Source organism: Nitrospirota bacterium (assembly GCA_016235245.1).
Classification (GTDB): Bacteria; Nitrospirota; Thermodesulfovibrionia; order Thermodesulfovibrionales; family UBA6898; genus UBA6898.
Genome location: JACRLO010000020.1, coordinates 31,764 through 54,189, shown reverse-complemented (window position 1 = coordinate 54,189; position 22,426 = coordinate 31,764). Strand labels below are relative to the sequence as shown.

At 51.9% G+C, this 22,426-nt stretch carries 17 protein-coding genes and 1 pseudogene; 2 read left to right on the top strand and 16 right to left on the bottom strand.

Annotated elements, in window-relative coordinates; genetic code table 11:
• Positions 1-93: 93 nt before the first annotated feature.
• From HZB31_09650 to HZB31_09620, 7 genes are all read right to left on the bottom strand, one after another.
• On the bottom strand, positions 94-738 hold the full coding sequence (locus tag HZB31_09650) for a hypothetical protein (GenBank protein ID MBI5848193.1): 645 nt from the start codon (positions 736-738) through the stop codon (positions 94-96).
• Positions 739-818: 80 nt separating this feature from the next.
• Positions 819-1,286, bottom strand: coding sequence for a S24/S26 family peptidase (locus tag HZB31_09645; GenBank protein MBI5848192.1), 468 nt, complete (start codon positions 1,284-1,286; stop codon positions 819-821).
• 59 nt (positions 1,287-1,345) lie between these two features.
• Positions 1,346-2,272 (bottom strand): hypothetical protein, encoded by a 927-nt coding sequence (locus HZB31_09640; GenBank protein ID MBI5848191.1) that lies wholly within the window; start codon positions 2,270-2,272, stop codon positions 1,346-1,348.
• 25 nt (positions 2,273-2,297) lie between these two features.
• Positions 2,298-2,468: a hypothetical protein gene (locus HZB31_09635; GenBank protein MBI5848190.1), complete on the bottom strand. Its 171-nt coding sequence runs from the start codon at positions 2,466-2,468 to the stop codon at positions 2,298-2,300.
• Complete coding sequence (locus HZB31_09630; protein ID MBI5848189.1) at positions 2,461-3,558, bottom strand: radical SAM protein; 1,098 nt, start codon at positions 3,556-3,558, stop codon at positions 2,461-2,463. The genes HZB31_09635 and HZB31_09630 overlap by 8 nt, the downstream gene beginning before the upstream one ends.
• A 2-nt stretch (positions 3,559-3,560) precedes the next feature.
• Positions 3,561-3,869, bottom strand: a complete 309-nt coding sequence (locus HZB31_09625; protein ID MBI5848188.1) for a PqqD family protein — start codon at positions 3,867-3,869, stop codon at positions 3,561-3,563.
• 13 nt (positions 3,870-3,882) lie between these two features.
• Positions 3,883-11,850: a DUF11 domain-containing protein gene (locus tag HZB31_09620; protein ID MBI5848187.1), complete on the bottom strand. Its 7,968-nt coding sequence runs from the start codon at positions 11,848-11,850 to the stop codon at positions 3,883-3,885.
• A gap of 525 nt (positions 11,851-12,375) precedes the next feature.
• Between HZB31_09620 and HZB31_09615 the strand changes: the two genes are divergently transcribed.
• Both HZB31_09615 and HZB31_09610 read left to right on the top strand, forming a co-directional pair.
• Positions 12,376-12,921 (top strand): type II secretion system protein GspG, encoded by a 546-nt coding sequence (locus HZB31_09615; protein ID MBI5848186.1) that lies wholly within the window; start codon positions 12,376-12,378, stop codon positions 12,919-12,921.
• 388 nt (positions 12,922-13,309) lie between these two features.
• On the top strand, positions 13,310-13,849 hold the full coding sequence (locus HZB31_09610; GenBank protein MBI5848185.1) for a prepilin-type N-terminal cleavage/methylation domain-containing protein: 540 nt from the start codon (positions 13,310-13,312) through the stop codon (positions 13,847-13,849).
• Between the two features lie 127 nt (positions 13,850-13,976).
• Here HZB31_09610 and HZB31_09605 read toward each other — a convergent pair whose 3' ends face one another.
• From HZB31_09605 to zapB, 9 genes and pseudogenes are all read right to left on the bottom strand, one after another.
• The gene (locus HZB31_09605; protein ID MBI5848184.1) at positions 13,977-14,411 is read right to left on the bottom strand and encodes a DUF296 domain-containing protein; all 435 of its coding nucleotides are present in this window, start codon (positions 14,409-14,411) and stop codon (positions 13,977-13,979) included.
• Positions 14,412-14,546: 135 nt separating this feature from the next.
• Positions 14,547-15,524 carry a patatin-like phospholipase family protein gene (locus HZB31_09600; GenBank protein MBI5848183.1) on the bottom strand — a complete coding sequence of 326 codons (978 nt, stop codon included), beginning with the start codon at positions 15,522-15,524 and terminating at the stop codon, positions 14,547-14,549.
• Between the two features lie 124 nt (positions 15,525-15,648).
• Complete coding sequence (locus HZB31_09595) at positions 15,649-15,957, bottom strand: hypothetical protein (GenBank protein MBI5848182.1); 309 nt, start codon at positions 15,955-15,957, stop codon at positions 15,649-15,651.
• Positions 15,958-16,082: 125 nt separating this feature from the next.
• Positions 16,083-17,021 (bottom strand): AEC family transporter, encoded by a 939-nt coding sequence (locus tag HZB31_09590; GenBank protein MBI5848181.1) that lies wholly within the window; start codon positions 17,019-17,021, stop codon positions 16,083-16,085.
• 31 nt (positions 17,022-17,052) lie between these two features.
• Positions 17,053-17,859, bottom strand: a complete 807-nt coding sequence (locus tag HZB31_09585) for a hypothetical protein (protein MBI5848180.1) — start codon at positions 17,857-17,859, stop codon at positions 17,053-17,055.
• Positions 17,856-19,052 carry an FprA family A-type flavoprotein gene (locus HZB31_09580; protein MBI5848179.1) on the bottom strand — a complete coding sequence of 399 codons (1,197 nt, stop codon included), beginning with the start codon at positions 19,050-19,052 and terminating at the stop codon, positions 17,856-17,858. Before HZB31_09580 ends, HZB31_09585 begins: the two co-directional genes overlap by 4 nt.
• Positions 19,053-19,238: 186 nt before the next feature.
• Positions 19,239-21,462, bottom strand: a pseudogene (locus HZB31_09575) (vitamin B12-dependent ribonucleotide reductase).
• Positions 21,463-21,829: 367 nt separating this feature from the next.
• Positions 21,830-22,096 (bottom strand): cell division protein ZapA, encoded by a 267-nt coding sequence (locus HZB31_09570; GenBank protein MBI5848178.1) that lies wholly within the window; start codon positions 22,094-22,096, stop codon positions 21,830-21,832.
• A gap of 7 nt (positions 22,097-22,103) precedes the next feature.
• A complete protein-coding gene (gene zapB / locus HZB31_09565) occupies positions 22,104-22,421 on the bottom strand; it encodes a cell division protein ZapB (protein MBI5848177.1) in 318 nt (105 codons plus the stop codon).
• Positions 22,422-22,426 lie beyond the last annotated feature (5 nt).

Genomic DNA, 22,426 nt, shown 5'->3' with positions numbered 1-22,426 from the left:
TATCTGACAAATTACCAATACAGCAGGGGAAATAACGAAAGGGCATAACCTGTTCAGGAAAATGCGAAGCAGCATATACGACATGGCTCGCTTTCAGAATCGCGATGGGCTGAGATACCCGGATCTTGTCCCTCCTGGCTTCGTTCTATCAGCGGGAATGAGATTGTCTTGTTCATGAAGAAGCCTGGCAACGCGATAGGGATCTGCGCAGCCGTCCATGCAGCAGCGGGAAATTATGTCGTCCGAAACGTTTGCTTCATGAGCAGCCCTGATCACTGAGTCAAGATCAGCTCCTGAGGCCACCGCGCACTTCAGTACGGTGCAGGACTGATATCCCTGACGGAGTTTTTCAAGGGTCACTACCGCAGCGTCCCGGCCTTTCTCAACATCCTGTTTTATTGACCGGCATACCTGATCTGTTTCAAAAAGCCTGAATGTCTGGCTGCATGAAGAATTTGAGCAGCGGGTGACAATATCGTCCTGCAGCGCTGCGTCACGCGCCGCAAGATGCACTGTCCTTAGCGGGATTCCTGTCTCGAGGGCGCATCGTATGATTGGACAGACTTCTGGTTTTGTTTTTAGAACGTCCCGTAGTGCAGAACGTGGTTCTACGCCGTTTTTTATCGCAGCCTTGAGCGTATCACATGTCTCATCAGTTCCCCGGGGTTGGGAAAAAGCAAAACCTGAAGGGATCAGGATGAGGGCGAGGACAATGGTCAATATCGTCTGGAGCCTCATGGCTATTATTATTGCAGGGATTATGCTCAGGAGTCAATCTATTGGAGACGACAGCCTCTGTCCGGATAATGTCGGTATCGCTATTGAGGATTGTCCCTTAAACGAAGTCTGCGCAATAGCAGGTTCCCCGGTATCCTGAGCATGGTGAAGAGCGCCGTATGTCTTCTGAGCTTCAGCGCATGAGCCACGATTGCACCAAGAGGAAACCAGAGATGAAAGTTCAGTCCGCCAACAACACGGACAGCCCTGCCGAGTACTGCGCGATGCGGCACGATCCCGTCGGGATGAGAGGCAGCGTCGCCTCTCGTGAGATACCCGTCCCTCTTTTTCCCCACAATGCGATGGAATATCAGCTGATTGCGTTCAGTCTTAAACAGGATTACGTCACCGACGCGCAATGTCCTTGAAGGTGGTTCAATGATGACCGTTTCTTTGTCCTGGATGAAGGGAGACATGGACCTTCCGCCTGCCTGGAATGAAAGTTGTACCCCCTCTTTGAGCAAGGCTCCGGCGAGTTCCCCGAAATGGTCGGCTGTTTTGTAATGCATGGTTTTATCCTACGGTATTCATGCGCTGCCGTCAACGGCTCTCTCGCCTCAGGCAGAGATCAGACCGAGTTTCGGGCTGCGAAATTTTCAATAAAGGTGACTACGGAACGGTCAGGCATGAAATGCAGTTCATACGCAGGTATATTCAAAACCAGGTCTTCGCAAAACGCAAGAATGTTTTGAAATGCCGTCTCGTCATACCAGGGGATAGAGGTCACCGGCATGAGTCGTTCGATAGCTTCTTTCGGCGTCAGCTCTCTCAGCAGATTGGTCTTCGCCTGATGAATAAAGAAGATCCTGTCGAGCAGAACGCTCTTATTTTCGGCGATACTGGCGTCGCCTGCCCAGGGCGTACCGAACGCCCTGAACGTGTTGTCTATTTTTCTGACTATCATACGATCGTCGCTGAACATCTCTGCTCCGGATTTCCCGAGGAAAAGACGTGAAATGGTGCTTTTGCCTGCACCAGAGCGGCCGGGGAAGATGTATCCCCTTTTGTCCGTGCAGAGTCCTGCGGCATGAAGCAATGCGCCGCCTCTCCCTGCCAGTATATACATGAGCAGGAGCTGATCCAGTGGATAGTTGAGAGGAGTGGACAGCGTTGTACGACCACTCTCGCTGTTCAGGAAAAGGTCACTGCAGTAAATTGAAATGGTGGCACAATGGATATCAAAGGCTGCGAGCCAGATTGCCTGACCGTCTGTTGTGGGAACATTGAGCGAAAGGAAATAATCATTGTCGCGCTTAAACATGGACCACGACCGCCCGGTATCAAAGATCTTCGTCATCTGCCGGGTATCTGGCATAGTACCGGTCTCAATGCTGACGCTGACGTTTATATCCCCCCCGGGAGGGATGGCCCCCTGTATGAACTGCCGGTACATCCCTGCAAGCTTGTCGACCGAGAGCGGATGCCGGCAGCTGATGGCAAAATTAACACCGGCGATTTCCATCTGCATAACATTTTCCGTCTGCTCACGTTCCATACGGTGCGGACAATTTTCATCCTGTTCAGGAGCCGATTTCAAAACACCCTACAGCGGCACAAACGCTGCCGGATCCCGGGCCGGATACCGTTTTGCATCCGATGCCCATAACTTCTTCAGCGACCAGCTCGATTACCCTGAGCCTTGGTTTTTCGTAGGCCTGCTTGTCTTTCATTTCGCTGCTGCTCTTATCCATGCCGAGCTCCTTTTGTATTGATATGCTGCAATTGTCTGCTGCGGGTGTTCCCCATGGCGCAAAGGTATTCGGAACGCACCTGAGCATCCCTGTTTTCAAGCTCAAAAAAAGCAGGACAATAACCGCAGAGCAGTTTCTTATCACAGGTATTACAGGTGAAGTCCCGGTCTGCTTTTTTCTCTCTGCTGCGGGACGTTATTGCTTCCCAGCCAGGGGAAAAGCCTCCTTTCTGAAGGTCATAGGAAAGGGTGGTCGCCATGAGACAGGGGCGCAGACTTCCGCAGGGGTCAATATGGAAACCGGTAACCCCGGCCCCGCAGTGGTAAAGATCATCAGTGGCAGATCCATGACGATAATTTTTTAGAGACGCTTCCCAGAGGGCTACCCTTTCATGATCTGAAAACTCCTTGTCGACCGCCTCCTCAGGTGAAACTCTGAGATTGACCGGAGACGGGTCCCCGTTTAAACGGGGGAATATGGCTGCATCAAAGCGGAATTTCACCCCAAAGTCCTTTGCCATTCCTTCTATTGCAAAAAACTCGTGACGGTTAGGAGCCATAAGAATGGTCTTCAGTCTGACGTTTATCTTTTGCTCCAGCAGTTTCCTGATGCCGGAAAGGCATTGACGGTATGAGCCCTTTACCCCCGTAATTTTCTCATACGTCGGCGCGGTAGCACCGTACAGGCTTATTTCGACGGTGCGGGGCGGCAGCTCCTCAAAAAGCGTTCCGATTTTATCTGTTATCAGCGTTCCGTTCGTAAATACGGTTATCAAAAAACCTTTTTCCTTTGCATAACGATAAATTTCCGGGAAATCCTCCCTCAGCAGGGGTTCTCCGCCGGTCAGCAGAAGATAGAGACAGCCGGCATCACAGATCTCGTCCAGAAGTGACAATATCCTCCCGGTATCCATCTCTGCGATGGGCATATCCCCGGAACGATCACCGGTATAACAGTGGAGGCACCGGAGGTTGCAGCGATGCGTGAGATCGAGGCTTCCGGAAAGCGGCACCCGAAGTCTGGCCGATCTTGCGGTGAAGTCCCTGAGATAATTTGTGTTGTCAGTGAAAACAGTTTCCGGGCAATCCATATTCACGCTCGCTCTTTGATTAAGTCCGCTTCCAACAGCTCTGCGATAAAATCCCTGATATCAGAATCAATCTGTTGTTCATCGACGTCATAGGTCGCCAGGATGCCTTTGCGGATATCTTCGATGCGTGTCAGGCCGTCAAGGGAATGCCATATGTATTCCGCAACCGGATTGAGAGTAAAGATCCTCTGCATGTCTGCCAGCTTTCCCCTCACCGGAACAATGAACAACTCGCCGGTAATCTTGCGGGTGACGATATCCTCATTCTTTACAAAGACCTTTTCCTGCAACTGGGCGCCCTGATTATTCATCGATCCTGCTCATTTACCAGATTCTTAAAGCCGGGTCACCCTGCAGGTTGAACATATCCATAATATACACAGGACTGCCGGTTGTGTGATAATTTCTGAATGCCCTTAATACGGCATCTCCTAACGTAACGCTTCCGTTTCCGAATGAACCCCGGAAGAAATGCTCGTTCAGAATTTTTGACAGGTGATTATACGAGAGTCCGGACGGAGCCCAGACAGCCACGGCGCCTCCCGGGTTTTTTGTCATAAGGGCCTCGCCCAATGAATTATATCCCGCCAGGGCAAAGTTGCCCACAGCGCATGTCATGCCTGCCAGAACAAAAGGTTTTCTGCTGTTTTGAAGCGAAGCCACATCGCTCACCCGCAGCAGCCCCTCGCTGGCCAGACGATCCATGCCTGCATGGCCCGTGTAGTTTAACAGCACCGGCCCCCTGCTTATTTCATCGAAGAGAAGCTGCCGGGCCTGAGCCGTCGTATACGCAGAAAGATATATCCTGGACACCGGGTATGCCGCCGGAACAAGCGCTGCGATCTGATCGCTGTCAGCGGGGAAATTGCCGCCGTCATCCGGATTGTCCGCAAGCATTATCACACGGCTGCCTGCATTGCTCTCATAGGATATAATCTTGCCGATTACTCCACGCAATTCTTCCGCGGTCAGAACAGGAAGCCTTCCGATTGCAATATCAGGGACATGGTCACCGTCCATGTCTGCAAAAAGGTTGTCCGAGGCGGAAATAACCTGTGGCGTTTCAGCCATCAGGGTCGGCACCAGATTGTCTCCGATACCCATGTTATCTCTGTAATCATAGGTCCCGTGTCCTGCAAGCAGTACATATTTCGGTGCCTGCTTCCAGTTGGTATAGGCGTAAGCGAGGAAACCATGAATGGCCTCAGGGTTTGAGATGCCATAATTGAATTCATCCATGATATCTTCCAGATCTGCAACCAAGGTTTTTAGTCCCTGAGCCTCCCGATAATGGGCAAGTTCCCCGGCAGCTGCAGCAAGTTCCTTTGTGGTAATGATGATATAATCAGCCCTGTTATGCCGGGATAAGAGTGTGGAAGGGCTGTCTGCCCAGGCATTGACAGGCGCTGCGGCATCGGAGGCTGTCACCAGATACCGTGCGCCTGGTGTGGGCGTAAAACTGAGATGGTAATTTCCGTCTGAGCCGTCGATAGTCGCTGCCATATTGAAGATCGGCCAGTCCGGGTCAGTTACATCGAGGACAAAAAGATCAGGCTGTGTAAAGCCATACACTGTCAGAGGCAGAGCGCCTTCTGCCCTGAACATAAGTGAATTGTCATGGGCTTCCAATACCTTTTCATAGGTCAGGTCAAAAGAATCCAGATAAAATATGCTGTAGGGAACACCTGCATCAAGCAGGCCCTTGACCTCGATAGAATTTGCTCCGCCATGTAAGAGGCTCTGACTGAAATTCAGATTGACGAGACGCTCCTCAGCGCCTTTCCATCGGTCTTCTCCGATAACCGTCCCGTTTAAGCTGATCGTGACATGATGGTCGTTCGCTGCGCCGGTGCTGGTCAGGCCGTGAAGTCTGACACTCAGCGCGGCTGATGTTGATACGTCAGCAACACCAAAGACCTGAAGTTCGAAACGCTTTGTCCCCAGGGATGGGTTGCCACCTATTATATAATCCCAGAACCAGTAGTCAGATTCCGGGCCATGGGCAAGCACCGGCGCGGCAACTTTATCCTCTTCAATATGGACTGTCTCCGTAACTGCGCTGTATCCTGAAGGTGCTGGACCAACACCTTCCACTCTGCCCATCTGCTGTCCCTTGCCCTTATAGAGCCAGTAGATATTTTCTTTTGTGTACAAGCTGTCTATCCCCTGACCGAAGAAGAACAGTCCTGCCATATCATCAGCCGGTATATAGGCGACTATATTGCCCTGATTGCTTAGTGCCAGGTTCCCGGACTTAATAAGCTGTCTGACTTTAGTCTCAGCCATGCCAAGCAGCGACGAGATCTCTGCGGACTCCAGATAGTAAAGCCCGTCTTTGTGTACCGGGATCTTGACCATATTGCCGGTCTTCTGCTTCTGGAGGAGGTCGGAGGCGGCTCTTGCCTTTTTCATGGCATCCAGAACTTTCTGTTTTTCAGCAGGAATCGCTTTTCCTGCACGCGTATAGTCCGATACTTCGTCGGCAGCGGTATTTCCTGTGCTGCCGTCCGTAATGGCCATCTCCCCTTCACGTTCCCATCCGGCCTTCCTGCTCTGTTGGCTTTCTGCTGCATTGCCTGCTCCTGCCGCTATCGTGAAAGGTCCGTAGGCATTTTTTCTGCCTTTGCCTTCAATCTCCATAAGCAGATAGGTATTACTCCTGGTCAAAGACGCGCCGTTGTCGATGAGACTATAGGTGCCGCCCTGCGGGGAAGTAATCAGCGCAGGCAGGAGGCTGCTGTTGATCTGCCTGTATCTGCCGGTCTTTTCATCGAGCCGCTGCAGATAGAATCCTGCAGTGTCTGTCTCGGAAGATGTCTTCCACTGCACGACAAACCTGCCCTTATCGCTATACGCGCTGAAATCCGAAAGGGTCACAAGCGTGGGCGTGGGCACCTTGAACCCGAATATTACATCAGCAACGTCGCCGCCGGTCAGGTTTACGGACTCCTGAAAGTTAAAGGGACCGGTGGTGCTCTCGGTCTTTTCGAAGGTAGAGATGTAGTCAGTGAGAACGCTTGTCGTATCTGTGACGCGCACCGTGTAGATACCTGAGGCGAGCCCCGGGGCGGTGTAGTTACCCGATGCGTTGGTAGTGACCGTGGCCACAACAGTGCTCCCCGAGAGGATGTCGATCGTAACGCCCGCAAGTCCGGCTTCGCCGCCGTCTATGACACCGTCTGCGTCAAGGTCATCCCATACGGTTCCGGAGACGGTACGGGGGCTGGAGGCCTGGAAACCGAAGTCTTTGTTTAAGTCGCTTACTCCGCCTGTTATGGTAACCCTGTTTTGAATTCCGTTTGCCGGATTGCCGTCAAGGTCAGGGTTAACGACGCCGTTTGGGATGAAACTGTAGCCTGCAGGAACCGGCACGCTTACAATATACTCCCCATCGGCAAGACCCGAAAACAGATACTGCCCTGACGCATCAGTCGTTACAGTGCTGATAAGGGTGTCGCTCCCGTCAAACGTCCCGAGAGGGGCAATGTTGCGGTAGAGGCTGACGACAACCCCTGCGATCCCCGGCTCTCCGGCATCCTGAACACCGCTGGTGCCACCCAACAGATCGCTGAAGATCGTATCACCGATGCTGCGCAGCGGCCGGAAACCGAAACTTGGCGGCGGGGTAGCCACGCGATCAATACTGGTTGTGAGATTACTTTCGGGGCGCTTAAGCGCAAGAGAATACGAGGTTGTGCCGTAGTAGTCCAGCAGGACGCCGCTCGTATCGTTGATGCGCACAGTATAATCGGCACCACCGCCGGTCAAGCCGCTGAAGATGAATGTGCCGTCAGCCGCAGTAATCGTCGTGCCGATGACATTGAGGCTTGCATCGTGCAGTTCGACGGTAACCCCGGCAAGACCGCTCTCACCCGAGAAGAGTCCATCGCCATTTGAGTCTGTCCATACGCGGTCTTTTATCGAATAGGTAGTTGTCGTTCTGTTAAAGCCGAAATCGGCAATGAGCAGTGTGCTTCCCGCCGCGACATTGGTAAACCGGTGGTTCGTCGACCCGGTTGTTGCTGTGTAGCCGGAAGGGGTGGCGGCCGAGACGAAGTAGGTCTGCGTGCCCGAAGCTGCCGCCCCGGTGAAAAGGTATGTGCCGTCAGGGTTACTGACCGTTGCGACAGGCATTGTATATGCCTTGCCGCCTCCCGTTGTCCCCGTGTAATTCGCCGTCAGGGTCAGATGTGTTGCATCGGTGACGCTCTGAATCGTGTATGCAACGCCTGCAATCGTGATAGCATCGCCGGCATTCAGAGCGGAGAATGCTGTCCCTGAGCCAACTACGGCGGTTGAGCTGTTTGTCGCTGAGACGGTCCCGACACCGTCAGGTAAATCGGTCAGGATATCCAGCCTGTCGTCGCTGTTACGGTCCTGGTAGAGCTTGACCGTTACCCCGCCGAGGCCAATTTCGCCGGAGTCGCGCACCCCATTGGCATTGGCATCTACCCAGACCTGGTCACCGAAGGTCGCTGTTCCGGCTGCAGCCCTATATCCGATGCCGGCAGAGGTGTAAATCTGGCCGTCTGTCAAGGTGAAGGTGGTGCTGCGGTTGTTCGTCAGATCTCCTGGTGTTGTGGTATAGGGGAAGGACTGAGAGAGTCCTGATGAAAGTCCGTCAGTTACCTCGACATAATACCCCGTCCCCGGCGTGACGCCGGTAAACAGATAACGGCCGTTGCCGTCAGTGATGGTCGTTGCAATCGGCGTTCCGAAGCGGTCCTTGAGCGTGACCTCAATGTTTGGAATGCCGGGTTCACCGATATCCAGTACCCCGTCTCTGTCAGCATCAAGCCAGATCTTGCCGCCGGTGCCTGCGCTCAGCGCACTCGGGATAAGCACGGTATTTGTGGCCGAGGCTGTTAAGGCCATCGGAATCTGCGCCGATGTTGTTGAGGCAATGTTTGTGATTGAGGTCTGACCTGTTGGGAAGGGGTCATCCACGGTTACACTATACGTCAGGGTGAGTGAGCCCCCCGCCGGGATACTGCTGCATGCCGAGGCACTGTCCACGAAATTGGGCGGACTGCCGACCGTGGCCGTAGTTGCCGGAGTCACAATGTAGCCTATCGATAGATTATCCAGGTTGAACGTCTGGCCTGCGGTGTTGAAGCCGCCTGTTACACGGAACTGGATGGTGGTAGTGGCCGAGATATAGGGAGTCAGATTATAGGCTGGCGCAACATCAGGAACGCCGCCGGTGAAGGTCGCCAACGTTACAAATGTACCTGCCGTGCCGCTGCTGCTTGCCTCTACCACAAGCGTATCTCCAGCGCCGAGTCCTGTCGAACTATAAGGGCTGAAGTTCAGCCAGGCGCTTGTGGCGCCGGTAAGACTGGCAGTGCGCCTGATCTGGGTATTTACCGCGCTTGCCGGGGCATTAAAGCTGATGTTAACATTGTCTATATATATTTCGTCGTTATTGTTATTCCACGCCCCAGTTGCACGGAACCGAAGAGTGATAAAGTTCCCGGTAAAAGGGCTCAGAGTGTATGTCTGTGTGATCCCGCTCCAACCTGCTGTTCCACCGTCAAAGGTGCCGAGTGTCGTATAGCCTCCTCCATCTACACTATAATCTGCAACCACTGCCTCGCCGCTGCCCGCGCCTCCGGCACGGTTAGTAGGCAAAAAGCTGATTGTTACACTGGTAGCGCCCGCGACATTGGCAGACCTACTGATCGAAAATGGAGTAACGGCGCTGGGATTACGGTCAAATACAAGCCGGTTGCCGCTGACGTACATATGCTGGTTAGCGACGGTAGCGGCTGAACCATCATCGTTGACTTCTGTCCATGCAACAGGAGCGATATAGGCCAAACCAGTTCCGGTAGTTCCCGCGTAGTTAGTTGTTAGCGTGAGGTGCGTGGCGTCAGTGACGCTCAAGATGGTGTATGTTACACCTAAAATTGTGATTGAATCCCCAGTGCCTATGAGTCCTCCTGTGAACGTTGTTCCCGTGCCGACCACCGCAGGCGAGCCGTTTGTTACCGAGACGGTTCCTGGTCCTATCCCAATCCACTTACGGGAACCATCTGTGCCGGTATAGCTGCCATTGGTAGCAAAATTATCACTCACCGTGGAGAGCATGTATCTGAACTGCAGTTGGCCGCCCGTGATCCAAACATATCCACCGAGTCCGTTTAAGCCGGTTACACCAGGGCCGGTGCCGTAACTGTCCGACTCGGTCCAGGAGTTGGCGGCCCAACTCACAGAGCCGTTTGAGTTGTTATAGTTCGTGGAGCCAAAAAAGTCGGCCACATTGCGCGGCAGAATACAGGTCGCTGCTGCGCTGCCGGCCACATAGCTCACCCCTGATGGCAGGGGATCGTAAATAGAGACGCCTGTCAGAGAAGATGTTGCAGACGCAGGGTTGGAAACCGTTACGGTATAAGGGATTGTGTTGCCGGGGAATACGGGGTCAGCTGCCCCTGAAGTTTTCGTGATCTGCGAGAACCCCGAAGTAACGTACGCAAAGTCGGTTGCAGTAAATGTCTGAGTCTGGCTCGGCGTGCCGAAGGTCCTTGTACCGATTGCCTTGACACGGTTCTGGTTTAGCGTTCCGGAGGCAAGGACGGCTGTTGTCTGAGCATTGAATACGATTTTGACCTCCTGGTTCTCCGCTATCGTGCCGCTTGTCCCAAGATCAGCGCTGGACCATGTCAATACATACGGGTTAGCAGCAGTCCCTGCCCCGGTTACGGTCGGGTTGGCTGTCCCTGTGGTCTTGTCTGGCCTGGTTATGGTGGTCGAGCCGGTAACATACTGCCAATTTGGCGGAAGCGTGTCGGTCACGGTGATGTTGTCCACAGTGTACTTCTGGGAACTGGCCGTGATCGTGAAGGTTGCTACAGAGCCTGATGCAGTTGGAACGACCTGAGGCGAAGCCGATTTTTGTACCGTAAGGACGGCTGAAATAAAATCAGTTGCCGGAAGCGATACATAGCCAAGATCCATGGCCGGGACCTGGGGATAGGTAGTATTGCCTTTCTGCCCGTATGCCATACTGAATGGTCCGGTTGCCCAGATATGCGCCATAGAGAGGTTCCCGGATGGGGCCGTGATATACTGTGTCTGAAGACGGTTCAGGGTATAGGTCTGGTCAACCGTGCCATTGTTGTCGACATCTACAAAGATCGTAGTATAGTCCTGGGCAGGAACAAGAAATACACCATTGTTTGTGCAACCGGCTGCTACGGGTAAACAGTCCGGTGCCCAACCAAGATAGTGCTCATTGTACATCATTGTCGAAGGGAGGAGACTGAACCCCCACTCATAATAGTAGTTGCCGGCATCAACAGAGCCTACTCCCCAAAACACATCGGACCCCTTAAAATAGATTCCCGATCCGGTTGGAACATCCCCTGCCAAAGTTCTGTAGGATACGGTCTGGCCGGCAGGGATAGAGAGCGAACCGGTCGTGGTCCTGGTTTCCCATGTTACCGTGATTGCAGCAGTGTTTGGGTTGTAGAGATAGTAATCGGTATTAACCAGTTCATTATCCACAGGAGCATAGTAGTCTTTTGTCCAGAAGCCACGGGGGAATGCGCTGAATCCCCTGGCCATCCACCCGGTGGGAGTGCGTTCCTGACCGGCGACAAACTTTACCTGCAGTGTTTCAGTCCCCGTTATCACCATTCCCGTATGGACCTTATTATAGGGGGCCGCCTGTGGTGAAAGCGCCCAATTGTCAAGGAGAAACGATTGTCCCTTGCTGAGCGTGATCTGCGTACCTGGAGTACATGCGGTACGAGTTATGTCAGTGCAGAAGGTATCCTTAGTCCCATCACCGTTAAAGTCGAATGTCACAACAGTGTTGTTCTCGGTAGCCTGAACAAAGACGAAAACCCGGCTGAAGTCCGGCAGCGAAGCCCCAAGGTCCTCACCAAAGGGGATTACATATGTCGTCAACTGAGGTTGAACAGGATATATCTCCCAAGCCACAGCCTGGTTTTCGACTCCTGTGGCCTGAATCCAGCTCGCACGGACGACGGTTACCGGACCGCCTGCCACGTATATGTGGTCACTTCCGTCATAGTAGGTGGTCGTTCCTCTTGGGTTGGTTGGGATGCTGGTTGACTCAAAAATCCGTTGGGCTCCGGCAGTGGCGAGTGTGTAAGTCTCATCGGCCGTTGCTGCAGGGTTATTCGGATCGAAGTTGTAACCGTTTTCCCAGTGGTCATAATATATCGTTGTATTTTCCGACCAGGCAGTAACCGTAATCACGGAGTGCATGGCCTGCTTGGGAGTTGCAGTCATCGTAAGGTCCATGGCGTTTAGCACAGATTCCATATTGACTTCGTCCCCGGGAATGAAATATTCGGAGTAACCTGCCGGAGCCCAGGCATGGACGAAGGATGAAAAAGCCAATAGCAGTATGAGGCACAAGAGCGATATGCAAGAAACCCTTCTTGAATTCATTGACCGTTTTTTGGGATGCGCAGGATCTGAAAGATAAGCATAGTGACCGGACATTAATGACCTCCCCCTTCAGTTCATTGCAAGGAACTGGACTATCTTTGTCTTATTTTATATTATATCATCTGTATATGCTGTTTTCATAGTGGTAATTCTTCCTCAGACCGCTGTTTATCGAGTCTGACAGCATTCCAGCCCCTCTTCAGAGGCTGCCCCCTGAGAGCCTGCTTCGCATGTAATGAATTATACGGAACAACGAGTTTTCCTCATGAAGTATTCTCATGCGGCAGTTCATACTTAGCGATTAAAGTTTTATGATTGAAAAACCGACTTATAATTAATATAATGCTGATGCTACGATCGATTGAGTATAAACAGGAAATATCCAAGGAGAGTGTTATGAAGCTGAGGGAACAGAAGGGTTTTACGCTGATCGAGGTTATCGTTGTTGCTGGGATTATTGCCGTGCTTGCCGGTATCCTCGTGCCTCTGATATTCAAGGAGATCGACGAATCGAAAATTACAAGGGCCAAGGCAGACGTCAAGTCGATATCTTCGGCGATGTTCGTTTTCAGGAAGGATACAGGAGCCTGGCCTGTAATGGACGGCAGCTGTGCGCCTAATGTTACTTTTCTGTCAGGGGCAGGAAATCTTCCTTCCGGCCTTGCAGCATTGGGATATGACGCTGCTGTAGCAAGTTCATACGATTCCCATCTGTCTGCCGATGTGAACGGCTGTTACGGGGCGAACTGGAAGGGCTCGTACATGGCAGTGGTGACCGCTGATCCCTGGGGGAATACCTATCTGACAAATGCAAACAGTTTTGCCGCAACCGGTCAGCCGGTCTGGATCATCTCGGCAGGGCCCAATGGCGTTCTAGAGACACCCGCAAACAGCATTGCTATTGCCGATGGTGTCGATGATATAGGCGTCAGAATTAAGTGATAGAATTTCTTGCCGGTAAAGCGTGAGGGCTTAATTCAGCGAAAATCATAATAATGGCGGCAGCCTCCTGCCGCCATTATTATCGAAAACCCCAATGTCTCAGTCCACTGATTATCGAGCCTTATAGCATTTCTGCCTCCCTGTTGAGAAGCCACCTAAGCCCCATTTCGTCTTGATTGATCATGCCTGTCAACGAGTTGATGCTGGAGTGCACTGCTTCCTCTGGTTACCAGCCCTTCCGGGCTCCCCGCCTCCATTGCCGTTGCTCAGCGCCATAGAATATCAGATATACTCCTTATGATGCAGTTCGTAAGGAACTGTTAAATAATGGATGCTGATGCTAAGATCGATTTACTATAAAACGGGAAATATCCAAGAGGAGTGTATTATGAAACTGAGGGAACAGAAGGGTTTTACGCTGATCGAGGTTATCGTTGTTGCGGGGATTATCGCCGTACTTGCCGGTATCCTTGTGCCGCTGATATTCAAGGAGATCGATGAATCGAAAATTACAAGGGCCAAGGCTGACGTCAAGTCGATATCTTCTGCGATGTTCGTTTTCAGAAAGGATACGGGAGTCTGGCCTGTAATGGACGGCAGCTGTACGCCAAATGTCAGTCTTCTCATGGGGCTGGGCAACAGCTTTGCCAACCTTGGAGCCCTGGGATATGACGAGTCATCTCCGAGTTCATACGATTCTCATCTGTCTGCCGATGTAAACGGTTGTTACGGGGCGAACTGGAAGGGCTCGTACATGGCAGTGGTGACCGCCGATCCCTGGGGAAATATCTATCTGACCAATGCAAACAGCTTTGCCGCAACCGGTCAGCCGGTCTGGATCATCTCGGCAGGACCCAATGGCCTTCTTGAGACACCCGCAAACAGTGCTACTTCACAGGGCGATGACATAGGCGTCAGGATCAAATAATTTCTTGCCGGAAAAATGTGAAGAGCGCTTTCGTATCGATCGTGCGCTGATTCAGCGAACGGCTTTTAAGCGGTGACAGCATTCTGCTGTTTTCCCCTTGGAACAATCTGGATTGGCAGGAAAGCGGTCAGAGTTTCAGCAATACCATATTGGATACAGGATCAAGTTCTCTCACTGCGGTTATGCCTTCTATTTCCGTAATCACGGCCTCAAGCACGAGGAAGGTTTCCGAATCTGCCCTGAGGCAGCCGACCTTTACCATATCTTTCTTGCCAAAGGCCCCATGCAAATGTACTTTTGGCTCGTCATCCTGCCAGAAGATCGTGCCGAACCCGACAACCTCATGCGATTCCCCGAGCTTCTTCCATACAGGCTTTGGCGGAAACGAGTCGTTTTCAGGGCCGACCACAATGCTGCCTTCCCGCATGCCGCCGACAAGATGGACCACTGCCGCCCTGATGTTTTCTTTTTTTGCGAGCTGCACAAGATTTAAGAGGATATCGTCTCTGTCCTCAAAACGTACTACAACGACTCTGCCCGGCCTGCCTGTCTGATATTTCATGACCTCTCCTCATACATTTTTTCTCTGATTCGATTCTGTAATGTTCTACAATAACCCACACCTGTTCAGGAGGAAGCTTGATATTATAACGAAGCAGGATCGCCCTCTGCTGGCGGCTGTTACGCTATCCTTGTCTTATTTCAACCGGGAGATGACAGCCTGTATCGACGGCAGCATTTCGATTGCTGCTTTTTCCCCTTCAATCATGGCATCGAAGCGTTTATCGAAGTCTGCAGAGCCGATGCGGCCCACCTTGGGCCGTATGATCACGTCTGCCTTTGCCAGCTGTATGGCCGAGATCTTCGAATGCATGATCCCCGCTGCCTGCAGGATCGTTTCAACAGTCCCCTCGGGCTGCCGTGCGTCAATATCCGACGATATGTCGACCGCAATCACAATATCGGCTCCGAGTCTTCGTGCTGCATCAACCGCGATCGGGCTGACTACGCCGCCATCCACATACATCCTGCCGTCTATTTTCACCGGCCTGAAGATGCCCGGTATTGAACAGCTCGCCCTTACTGCCGTGCCGGTATTGCCCCGCGAAAATACCGTCTCCTGTCCGTCCTGGATATTGGTTGCAACTGCATAAAAGGGTATTCTCATTTTTTCAAGCGGTGTGTTTTTTACCATGGTATTGACGTATTCTTCGAGCCGCTCTCCTTTGATAAAACCGTTATCAGGGACGGTCAGGTCAATGATCTCGTTCTTGTCAAGGGTATTGGCAATCTTCTGGAGCTGAAAGGAGGTAAAACCATAGGCATAGAGGCTGCCGACAAAGCTGCCTGCGCTTGTCCCTATGATCATATGGACCGGAATTTTATTCGTTTCAAGGATTTTAAGAACACCGACATGGGCAAAGCCTCGGGAAGCACCAGCGCCAAGCACCAAGGCTATTTTTACAGGTTTCTGCTGTGGTTTAACCTCCTGCGGAGTACATGAAGCAAGGAAAAGGCATGCGCAGAGCGCAGCGGTCAGAAAGAGACGGACTCTTGCTATATTCCCGCCTTCCCGCCATGTTTGGCCATGGCGATGCTTTAGGCTGTTCCCTCGAACATCTTTCGGCAGTCTGCCTGGTTGTCTGTTGTTGTTTGCTGGGAGTGCTTTGAGCATGGCAGTGAATTCTTCCGATCAATACAGGGAACGCATGAAAAATAACAGGGCTGCAATCCCGTTGTTTACGGGCTGCAACCCCATCACCCAGTTCCGCTATATAACTGACCGGACAGAAGCCCGATTACTGCTTATTCTGGTCTATGCGGTTTGAGGAAGGCTCATAATCAAAATCGCCTACCGGCCTTGCAAGGGTATATTTGACCGGGTTGCTTATCAGGGTCTCTGTTGTCTCCGGTACACTGCCGGTAATTACGGCAAAGGGAAGCGAAACAACCCAGAGCGCTGCACCGCCGATAATTGATAGGATACCAAGTGGCCGCGCAAAAATCGCATCTCCGCTAATATCTGCATCTTTTTCCGTGCCGGCAAACACGGGGACTGATACTACAAGAAAAGCCAATACCAGAATAACCGCTGTGATCTTCTTCATAAGAATTCCTCCTTTTATTGCCTGAAACGCAAAATCTGGTTCCATTATAGTGAAAACCATAGGCATAATCAATAAATTTTCTCCTGAACCGTCGGCTTACCTGCTCCTGTGGTGATCGTCTGCGGTTACTTGACCAGTAACTCGCCGATATGAACCGCAACAGGCAGGGTTATAAAAGAAAGAACGGTGGTTACCACGATGATGAAGGCGGACAGGGAAATATCGAGCTTGAACCTCGACGCGATCAGGAGTGAAAGGACCATGGTTGGCATCGCGCCTTCCAATAGAGTTGAAGATAGAGCCTGTCCCTGCAGGCCGAGCGACTGCGCAGTCGCAAACGAGATAAAAGGCGAGACTGCCATTTTGATGATAACTGCAGGGATGATGGCGTAGGCGTGGCTTACCCTCGGAAGCGTGAGCGCGAGCCCGATGCTGAAGATCATGAGCGGGACAACAAGGCTGCCAAGCATCTCAAGCGACCTCAGGAGAAAAGAAGGAAGGGGAATGCCAGAGAGCTTGAGCATAATGCCGCAGGCGATGCCCCAGATCGGCGGCAGCGAGATGATTGCCCTGATTGATTCCCGGATATTCATTTTCCGGTTCTCACCGTAATGGGATGCCAGGGACGCGCCTGCCAGCCAGAGGACCGGTGTCGTTGCAAGAAGGTCATAGAAGAGCGCGTATTTTGCGGCACTGGGACCATACAGTCCGGTCAGCACCGGAAGCCCGAGGTACGTGACGTTTCCAAAGGCAGCCGAAATTACCAGCACTCCCTTTTCCTGCTGGGTCAGATGCATGATCCTGCCCAGAAGCGTATAGGCCATCACCGCAATGGCCAGCGTCGAGAGTGTCGTTACTATTGCGGTTGCCGGGATCAGTATCGTCTCGATATCTATGCTGGCGGCATAGAGCGTCTTTATACAGAGGGCAGGGAGAAAGATGTTCAACACCATGACATTGATGCCCTGGCGAAGTGTGTCAGCGTCCATGTTGCCGACCCTGAAGCGTCTGCAGGCCACTCCTGCCAGGATGATAAGGGCGAAGGGAAGAAGAATATCGTTCATAATTACATGGTATTATTCATGAAACCGTCGCTCAATTTTTCCTGATATGCTTATGTGCCTTCAGATGGTTCATGCAATATTCGTGGTCGCCTTCGCAGGTTGAGCAGTATCTGAACTCCATGGTAATGTCATCGTTTTCGGTCATGCCGCAGACTGTACATCTATGGATAAAGCCCTTTTTTAGCGGCGCATTGATCTGACTGCTGAACCCTTTTCTTCTCTGGTATGCAGAGCCCCGGTGCTTCACGGTATTTATGATATCGCTGCCGAAGAAGAGAAAGAAATTCGAGACAGAGACAAGGGCTGCAACTTTTCCCGAAAGCGGTGCGGTCAGGATCGTAAATGCGATAAATGCCCAGTTCAGCCATGCCAGGTATTTGATCTTTACCGGAATGATGAAGAAGAGCAGGATCTCAAAATTGGGATAGATATATGCAAAGGCCAGGAAGAGTGAGAGGTTCAAGTAGAGAGCAGTTGTGCCCTGGCCGGTTATGAAGGCGGCAACGGCTGTTGCTGCAACGCCGGTGAAATAGTAGATGTTGAACCGGAAGCTTCCCCATTCATGCTCCAGGCCTGTGCCGATCATGTAATAGAAATAGAGGATGAAGAATATCCAGAGCAGCGAGGCAGATGGCGGTATGAATACCCAGGTGATAAGCCTCCAGACCTCGCCCTGCATGATCAGCTGCGGGTCAAGCAGGAGCTTGCTGATCGCATCGCTCTGCGGCATGCCGATCATCAGAATATAGATCAGCGCATTAATGCCGACGATATAGACGATCAGCTGCCTGATGGCATACCTGCCGAGCGTCCTTTCGAGCTTGTTCAGTATGTTCATATCCTTAACCTTTGTGCGATATTTGCGCCGAGACGGGTGCAGTTCTGCAGATCCGCTTCAGTCGGGGAGCAGTTCACTTCAATGACCGGCTCTATGAGCTGCCATTTCATACGTTTGACAAAATCAGCGAGCTCTCTTATGCCTCCTCCGCTCCAGCCGTAAGAGCCGAAGATGCCTGCCACGCGGTTTGTTAATTCCTTATTCTCAAGCAGGCGGAGAAGATGGTCCATGAGCGGAAAAAGGCCCATATTATAGGTCGGGCTGCCGAGCACTATTGCCTTATAGCGCCAGATATCGGCGATGATGTATGAAGGGTGGCTCCGCGAGACGTTGTGAATCTTTACGATGCCCGTTTTTTCAGCGGCAAGGGCGTGCCTGATCGCTTCCATAATCTTCCCTGTGTTGCCGTACATGGAGGCATAGACGATAACGATCCCATCTTCTACCTCCTGCCTGGACCAACGGTCGTAAAGCTCTATGGCATGCCTGGGCCGCGTTCTCCAGACTGGCCCGTGGGTCGAGGCGACCATGGCAATATCCAGGTCCTTTATTTTAGCGATTGCCTTCTGGACCATGACGCTGTATTTGGCGATCACATTGGTGAAATACCTGAGCATCTCATCTTCATAGAACTGGAGGTCTTTGATCTCGTCATCAAAGATGCTGTCGTCAAGGCTCCCGAAGCCGCCGAAGGCGTCCCCTGAAAACAGGACCTTCCGAGTTTCTTCATAGGTCATCATGGTTTCGGGCCAATGCACCATAGGGGTCAGGATAAATCTCAGCCTGCAACTGCCCAATTCAAGTATGTCGTTGTCTTCGATCTGCCGGACATTGTCCGTGATGCCGTAAAAATGGGCCAGCAGGTCAAGGGTCTTTTTGTTACCCACGATCGCCATATCAGGAAAGGCCCCGCGCAGTGTCTTTATGCCGCCTGAGTGGTCTGGCTCGATATGGTTGATGATCAGATAATCGATCCTTTTTCTCTCTCCCAGCAGCCGCCTGATCTTCTCCAGATAGTGGTCCATGGAGATGTCCTTTACCGCATCGATGACCGCCACCTTATCGTCAAGGATCAGATACGAGTTGTACGCCACGCCGTTAGGGACAGGCCAGAGCTCTTCGAACAGGGCGGTCTGACGGTCATTGACCCCGATCCAGTATATCTTGTCGTTCAGTTGTATCTCAGTGCTCATTGGTGTTTTCTATTCCTTTTAGTCAGTGACATAACCCCCTCAATCCCCCTTATCCCAAGGGGATGTGAAGAGGGGGTATGTAGTAACGTAATTCAATCGCCCCTCACTTATTATCGACGTCCTGCCAATTACAAAGGGCTGAACAATTGTTCAGCCCTTTGTCTGTCCTCTATTTTGAGTGGTTACTTATGCGCACTTGGTGAAGCCGCAGCTATGACAGACCGCGCAGCCGCCTTCATGCTCGACTGTGCCGCCGCATTCCGGACACTGGCCGATGAAGACATTTTCTCTGTGGTGCTTGTCGCCGCCGTTGCCGTTGCCCTTGGTCCCCTTCTCCATATACTTTTCGAGCGCCTTGGCGATGGCGTCAGAGCACGAGGTGATCTTGCCGCCGTTTGCCCAGGTCTGGTTGTGGCAGGTGATGCCCTTGAGCTGCTTGATGATAATGTCCGGTTCGATGTTCGAACGGAGCGCAAGGCTTACCAGCCTGCCGATTGCTTCTGCCTGGCTTGAAGCGCAGCCTCCTGCCTTACCCATATGTGTGAAGAGCTCAAAGAGATGGCCGTTTTCGTCTTCGTTTACGGTCACATAGATCGTGCCGCAGCCGGTGTTCATGGTGCGGGTCTCGCCGATGATCGCATCAGGCCGTTTCCTGGGGACGATCTTTGTCTCTGTCGGTATCTGAGGCTCTGCCTGCTTCGCCCCAGTCTTGCCGGTGGAGAGCACCTGCTCATCGCGCGAGCCGTCGCGGTACACGGTTACTCCCTTGCAGTTCTGCTGGTATGCCAGCATATAGACGTTCTCAACATCCTTGGGCGTTGCGCTATGGGAGAAGTTCACGGTCTTGGAGACCGCATTGTCAACAAACTCCTGAAATGCCGCCTGCATCGCAACATGTTCGGCCGGCTTGATGTCGTGGGCAGTGACAAAGACCGCCTTTACGTCCTCGGGTATCTCGTCAAAGTCATGGAGCGATCCCTTGTCAGCGATCCTTTCCATCAGGTCCCTGGACCAGAATCCGCGCTCTTTTGCCACTTTTTCAAAATACGGGTTGATCTCAAGAAGCTTGGTGCCTTCCATGACATTCCTTACATAGGAGACCGCAAAAAGCGGCTCGACACCGGATGAACAGGATGCGAGGATCGAAAGCGTTCCCGTCGGAGCGATTGTGGTGACGGTCGCGTTTCTTATTTTTGTCTTGCCGTCATAAATGCTCTCGGCGTAGTTCGGAAATACTCCCCTGTCTTCCGCAAGTGCCGAGGAGGCATTTTTGCCCTCCCTTTGGATAAAGCCCATCACCTCTTTTGCGAGCTCAATCGCCTGCGGCGAATTGTAGGGTATGCCCATCATGATCAGCATGTCTGCCCAGCCCATGACACCGAGGCCGATCTTTCTGTTGGCACGCGTCATCTCGGCGATCTTCTGGATAGGATATTTATTGACGTCGATCACATTATCGAGGAAATGCACTGACCTCCAGACCGTCTTTTTCAGCTTCTGATAATCGACCTTGCCCTCAGTGACCATCATCGAGAGGTTGATCGAGCCCAGGTTGCAGGACTCGTAGGGCAGAAGCGGCTGTTCTCCGCAGGGGTTTGTTGACTCGATCTCGCCGACCTTGGGCGTAGGGTTAGATGCATTGATCCTGTCGATAAAGACAATGCCGGGCTCTCCGTTTTTCCAGGCATGGTTGACGATGAGGTCAAAGACCTCGCGTGCCTTGAGCGATCTGACTACGTTTTTCGTCCTGGGATTGACCAGTTCATAGTCTGTATCGTCCTTGACCGACTGCATGAAGCGGTCGGTTATGGCGATCGAGATGTTGAAGTTGTTAAAGCGCGAATTATCGTCCTTGGCAGTGATGAAGTTAAGGACATCAGGATGGTCAATCCTGAGAATGCCCATATTTGCTCCTCTCCGGGTCCCTCCCTGCTTCACCGCCTCGGTTGCCGTGTCAAATACGGTCATGAACGAGACCGCCTTTTGGGGAGCCGACAATATCGCCGCCCGGCCTGAGCTTCGAGAAGCTGAAACCGGTGCCGCCGCCTGACTTATGGATGATGGCAGTATGCTTTACCGCATCGAAGATGGATTCCATGGAATCTCCCACAGGAAGCACAAAGCATGCGGAGAGCTGTCCTAACTTTCTTCCGGCATTCATGAGTGTGGGGCTGTTGGGGAGAAAATCGAGCGAGGTCATCATATGATAGAACTCTTCTTCGAGGAGCAGGACATCAGCCTCTGACTTTCCATACATCATGTCAGCCCGTGCAATGGTCTTTGCAACCCTCCGGAAAAGGTCCCTTGGTGCTTCGACGACCTTGCCTTCCTCGTCTTTTTTCAGGTATCGCTTTTCCAGAACCTTTAATGCATTTGGGGTAAGGCCGATTGCGGATGTTGTGCTTTTCATAAGATGGTTCCCTCCATTAAGGAATGCTGAATTATGTTGTATGATGATGCCGTTATTTTGGTCGAAAAAAAGGTTGTCCGATCCCGAAAATACCGCATATTTTGCCTCTATTTAGTGTTTGCCTGCGCCCTGAATATAACTGCCATAAAAACAACATCTTGTATGTGACAGAAGAATTTAACCACAAGATATTGTATAAGTCAAGGCTAAAGTAGCGCTACTTAAAACCTCTTGATTTTAATAAATATTTTCGGTGAAATGGCTGTTCATCATTTGTTGAAATAACGATGAAGCTGTATGGCCGGCCGGCCCGGTTTTAGAGGAGAAATTATTGCTAAGGCGTTATTGAGGAAACCGGCGCGGCCGGTCAGTCGAAAAGACCGCTGAGGGCGTTGGTTTTTTCCTCGATGGTTTGTGCTGCTCTGTCGTGGTCTTCCATCAGTCTGTGCAGTTCATCGGCGATATTGAGCGATGCAAGAATAGAGGCTTTCAGGGGGGTTATATTTGGATTGCCCGCATGGATCTCCTGAAGCTTTTCTTCGACATATGCCGCAAGTTTCTTGATATATTCCTCGTGGGCATCACCTTTGATGGTGTATTTCTGGCCGAGGATGCTGATTTCTACGCTGCCCACGGCTGTATCAGATCTCCAGGGTTTCGAGCTCCTCAAGAAGCTCTTCGACCTGGTTCTTGATCGACGTCTTTTCGTCCTTCAGCGATTCCACTTCCCGGTTCTTGTCATCAAGAAGTGATTCGAGCTCCCTGATCTTCCTTTCGAGGGATATCTTTTCCTCTTTCAGAGCCTTGACTCTGTCCACTGCGGTTGCAATCTTTTCTTCAAGGTTTTTGAGCCGGTCCACGGGTGCTACCTCCTTGGTTATAAGCGCAGACGCCTCCCCCGAACTGATTGATGATGTCGACAGAGCTTCATCATCGAAAAGGGATGCTTTCCATGCCATTGGTT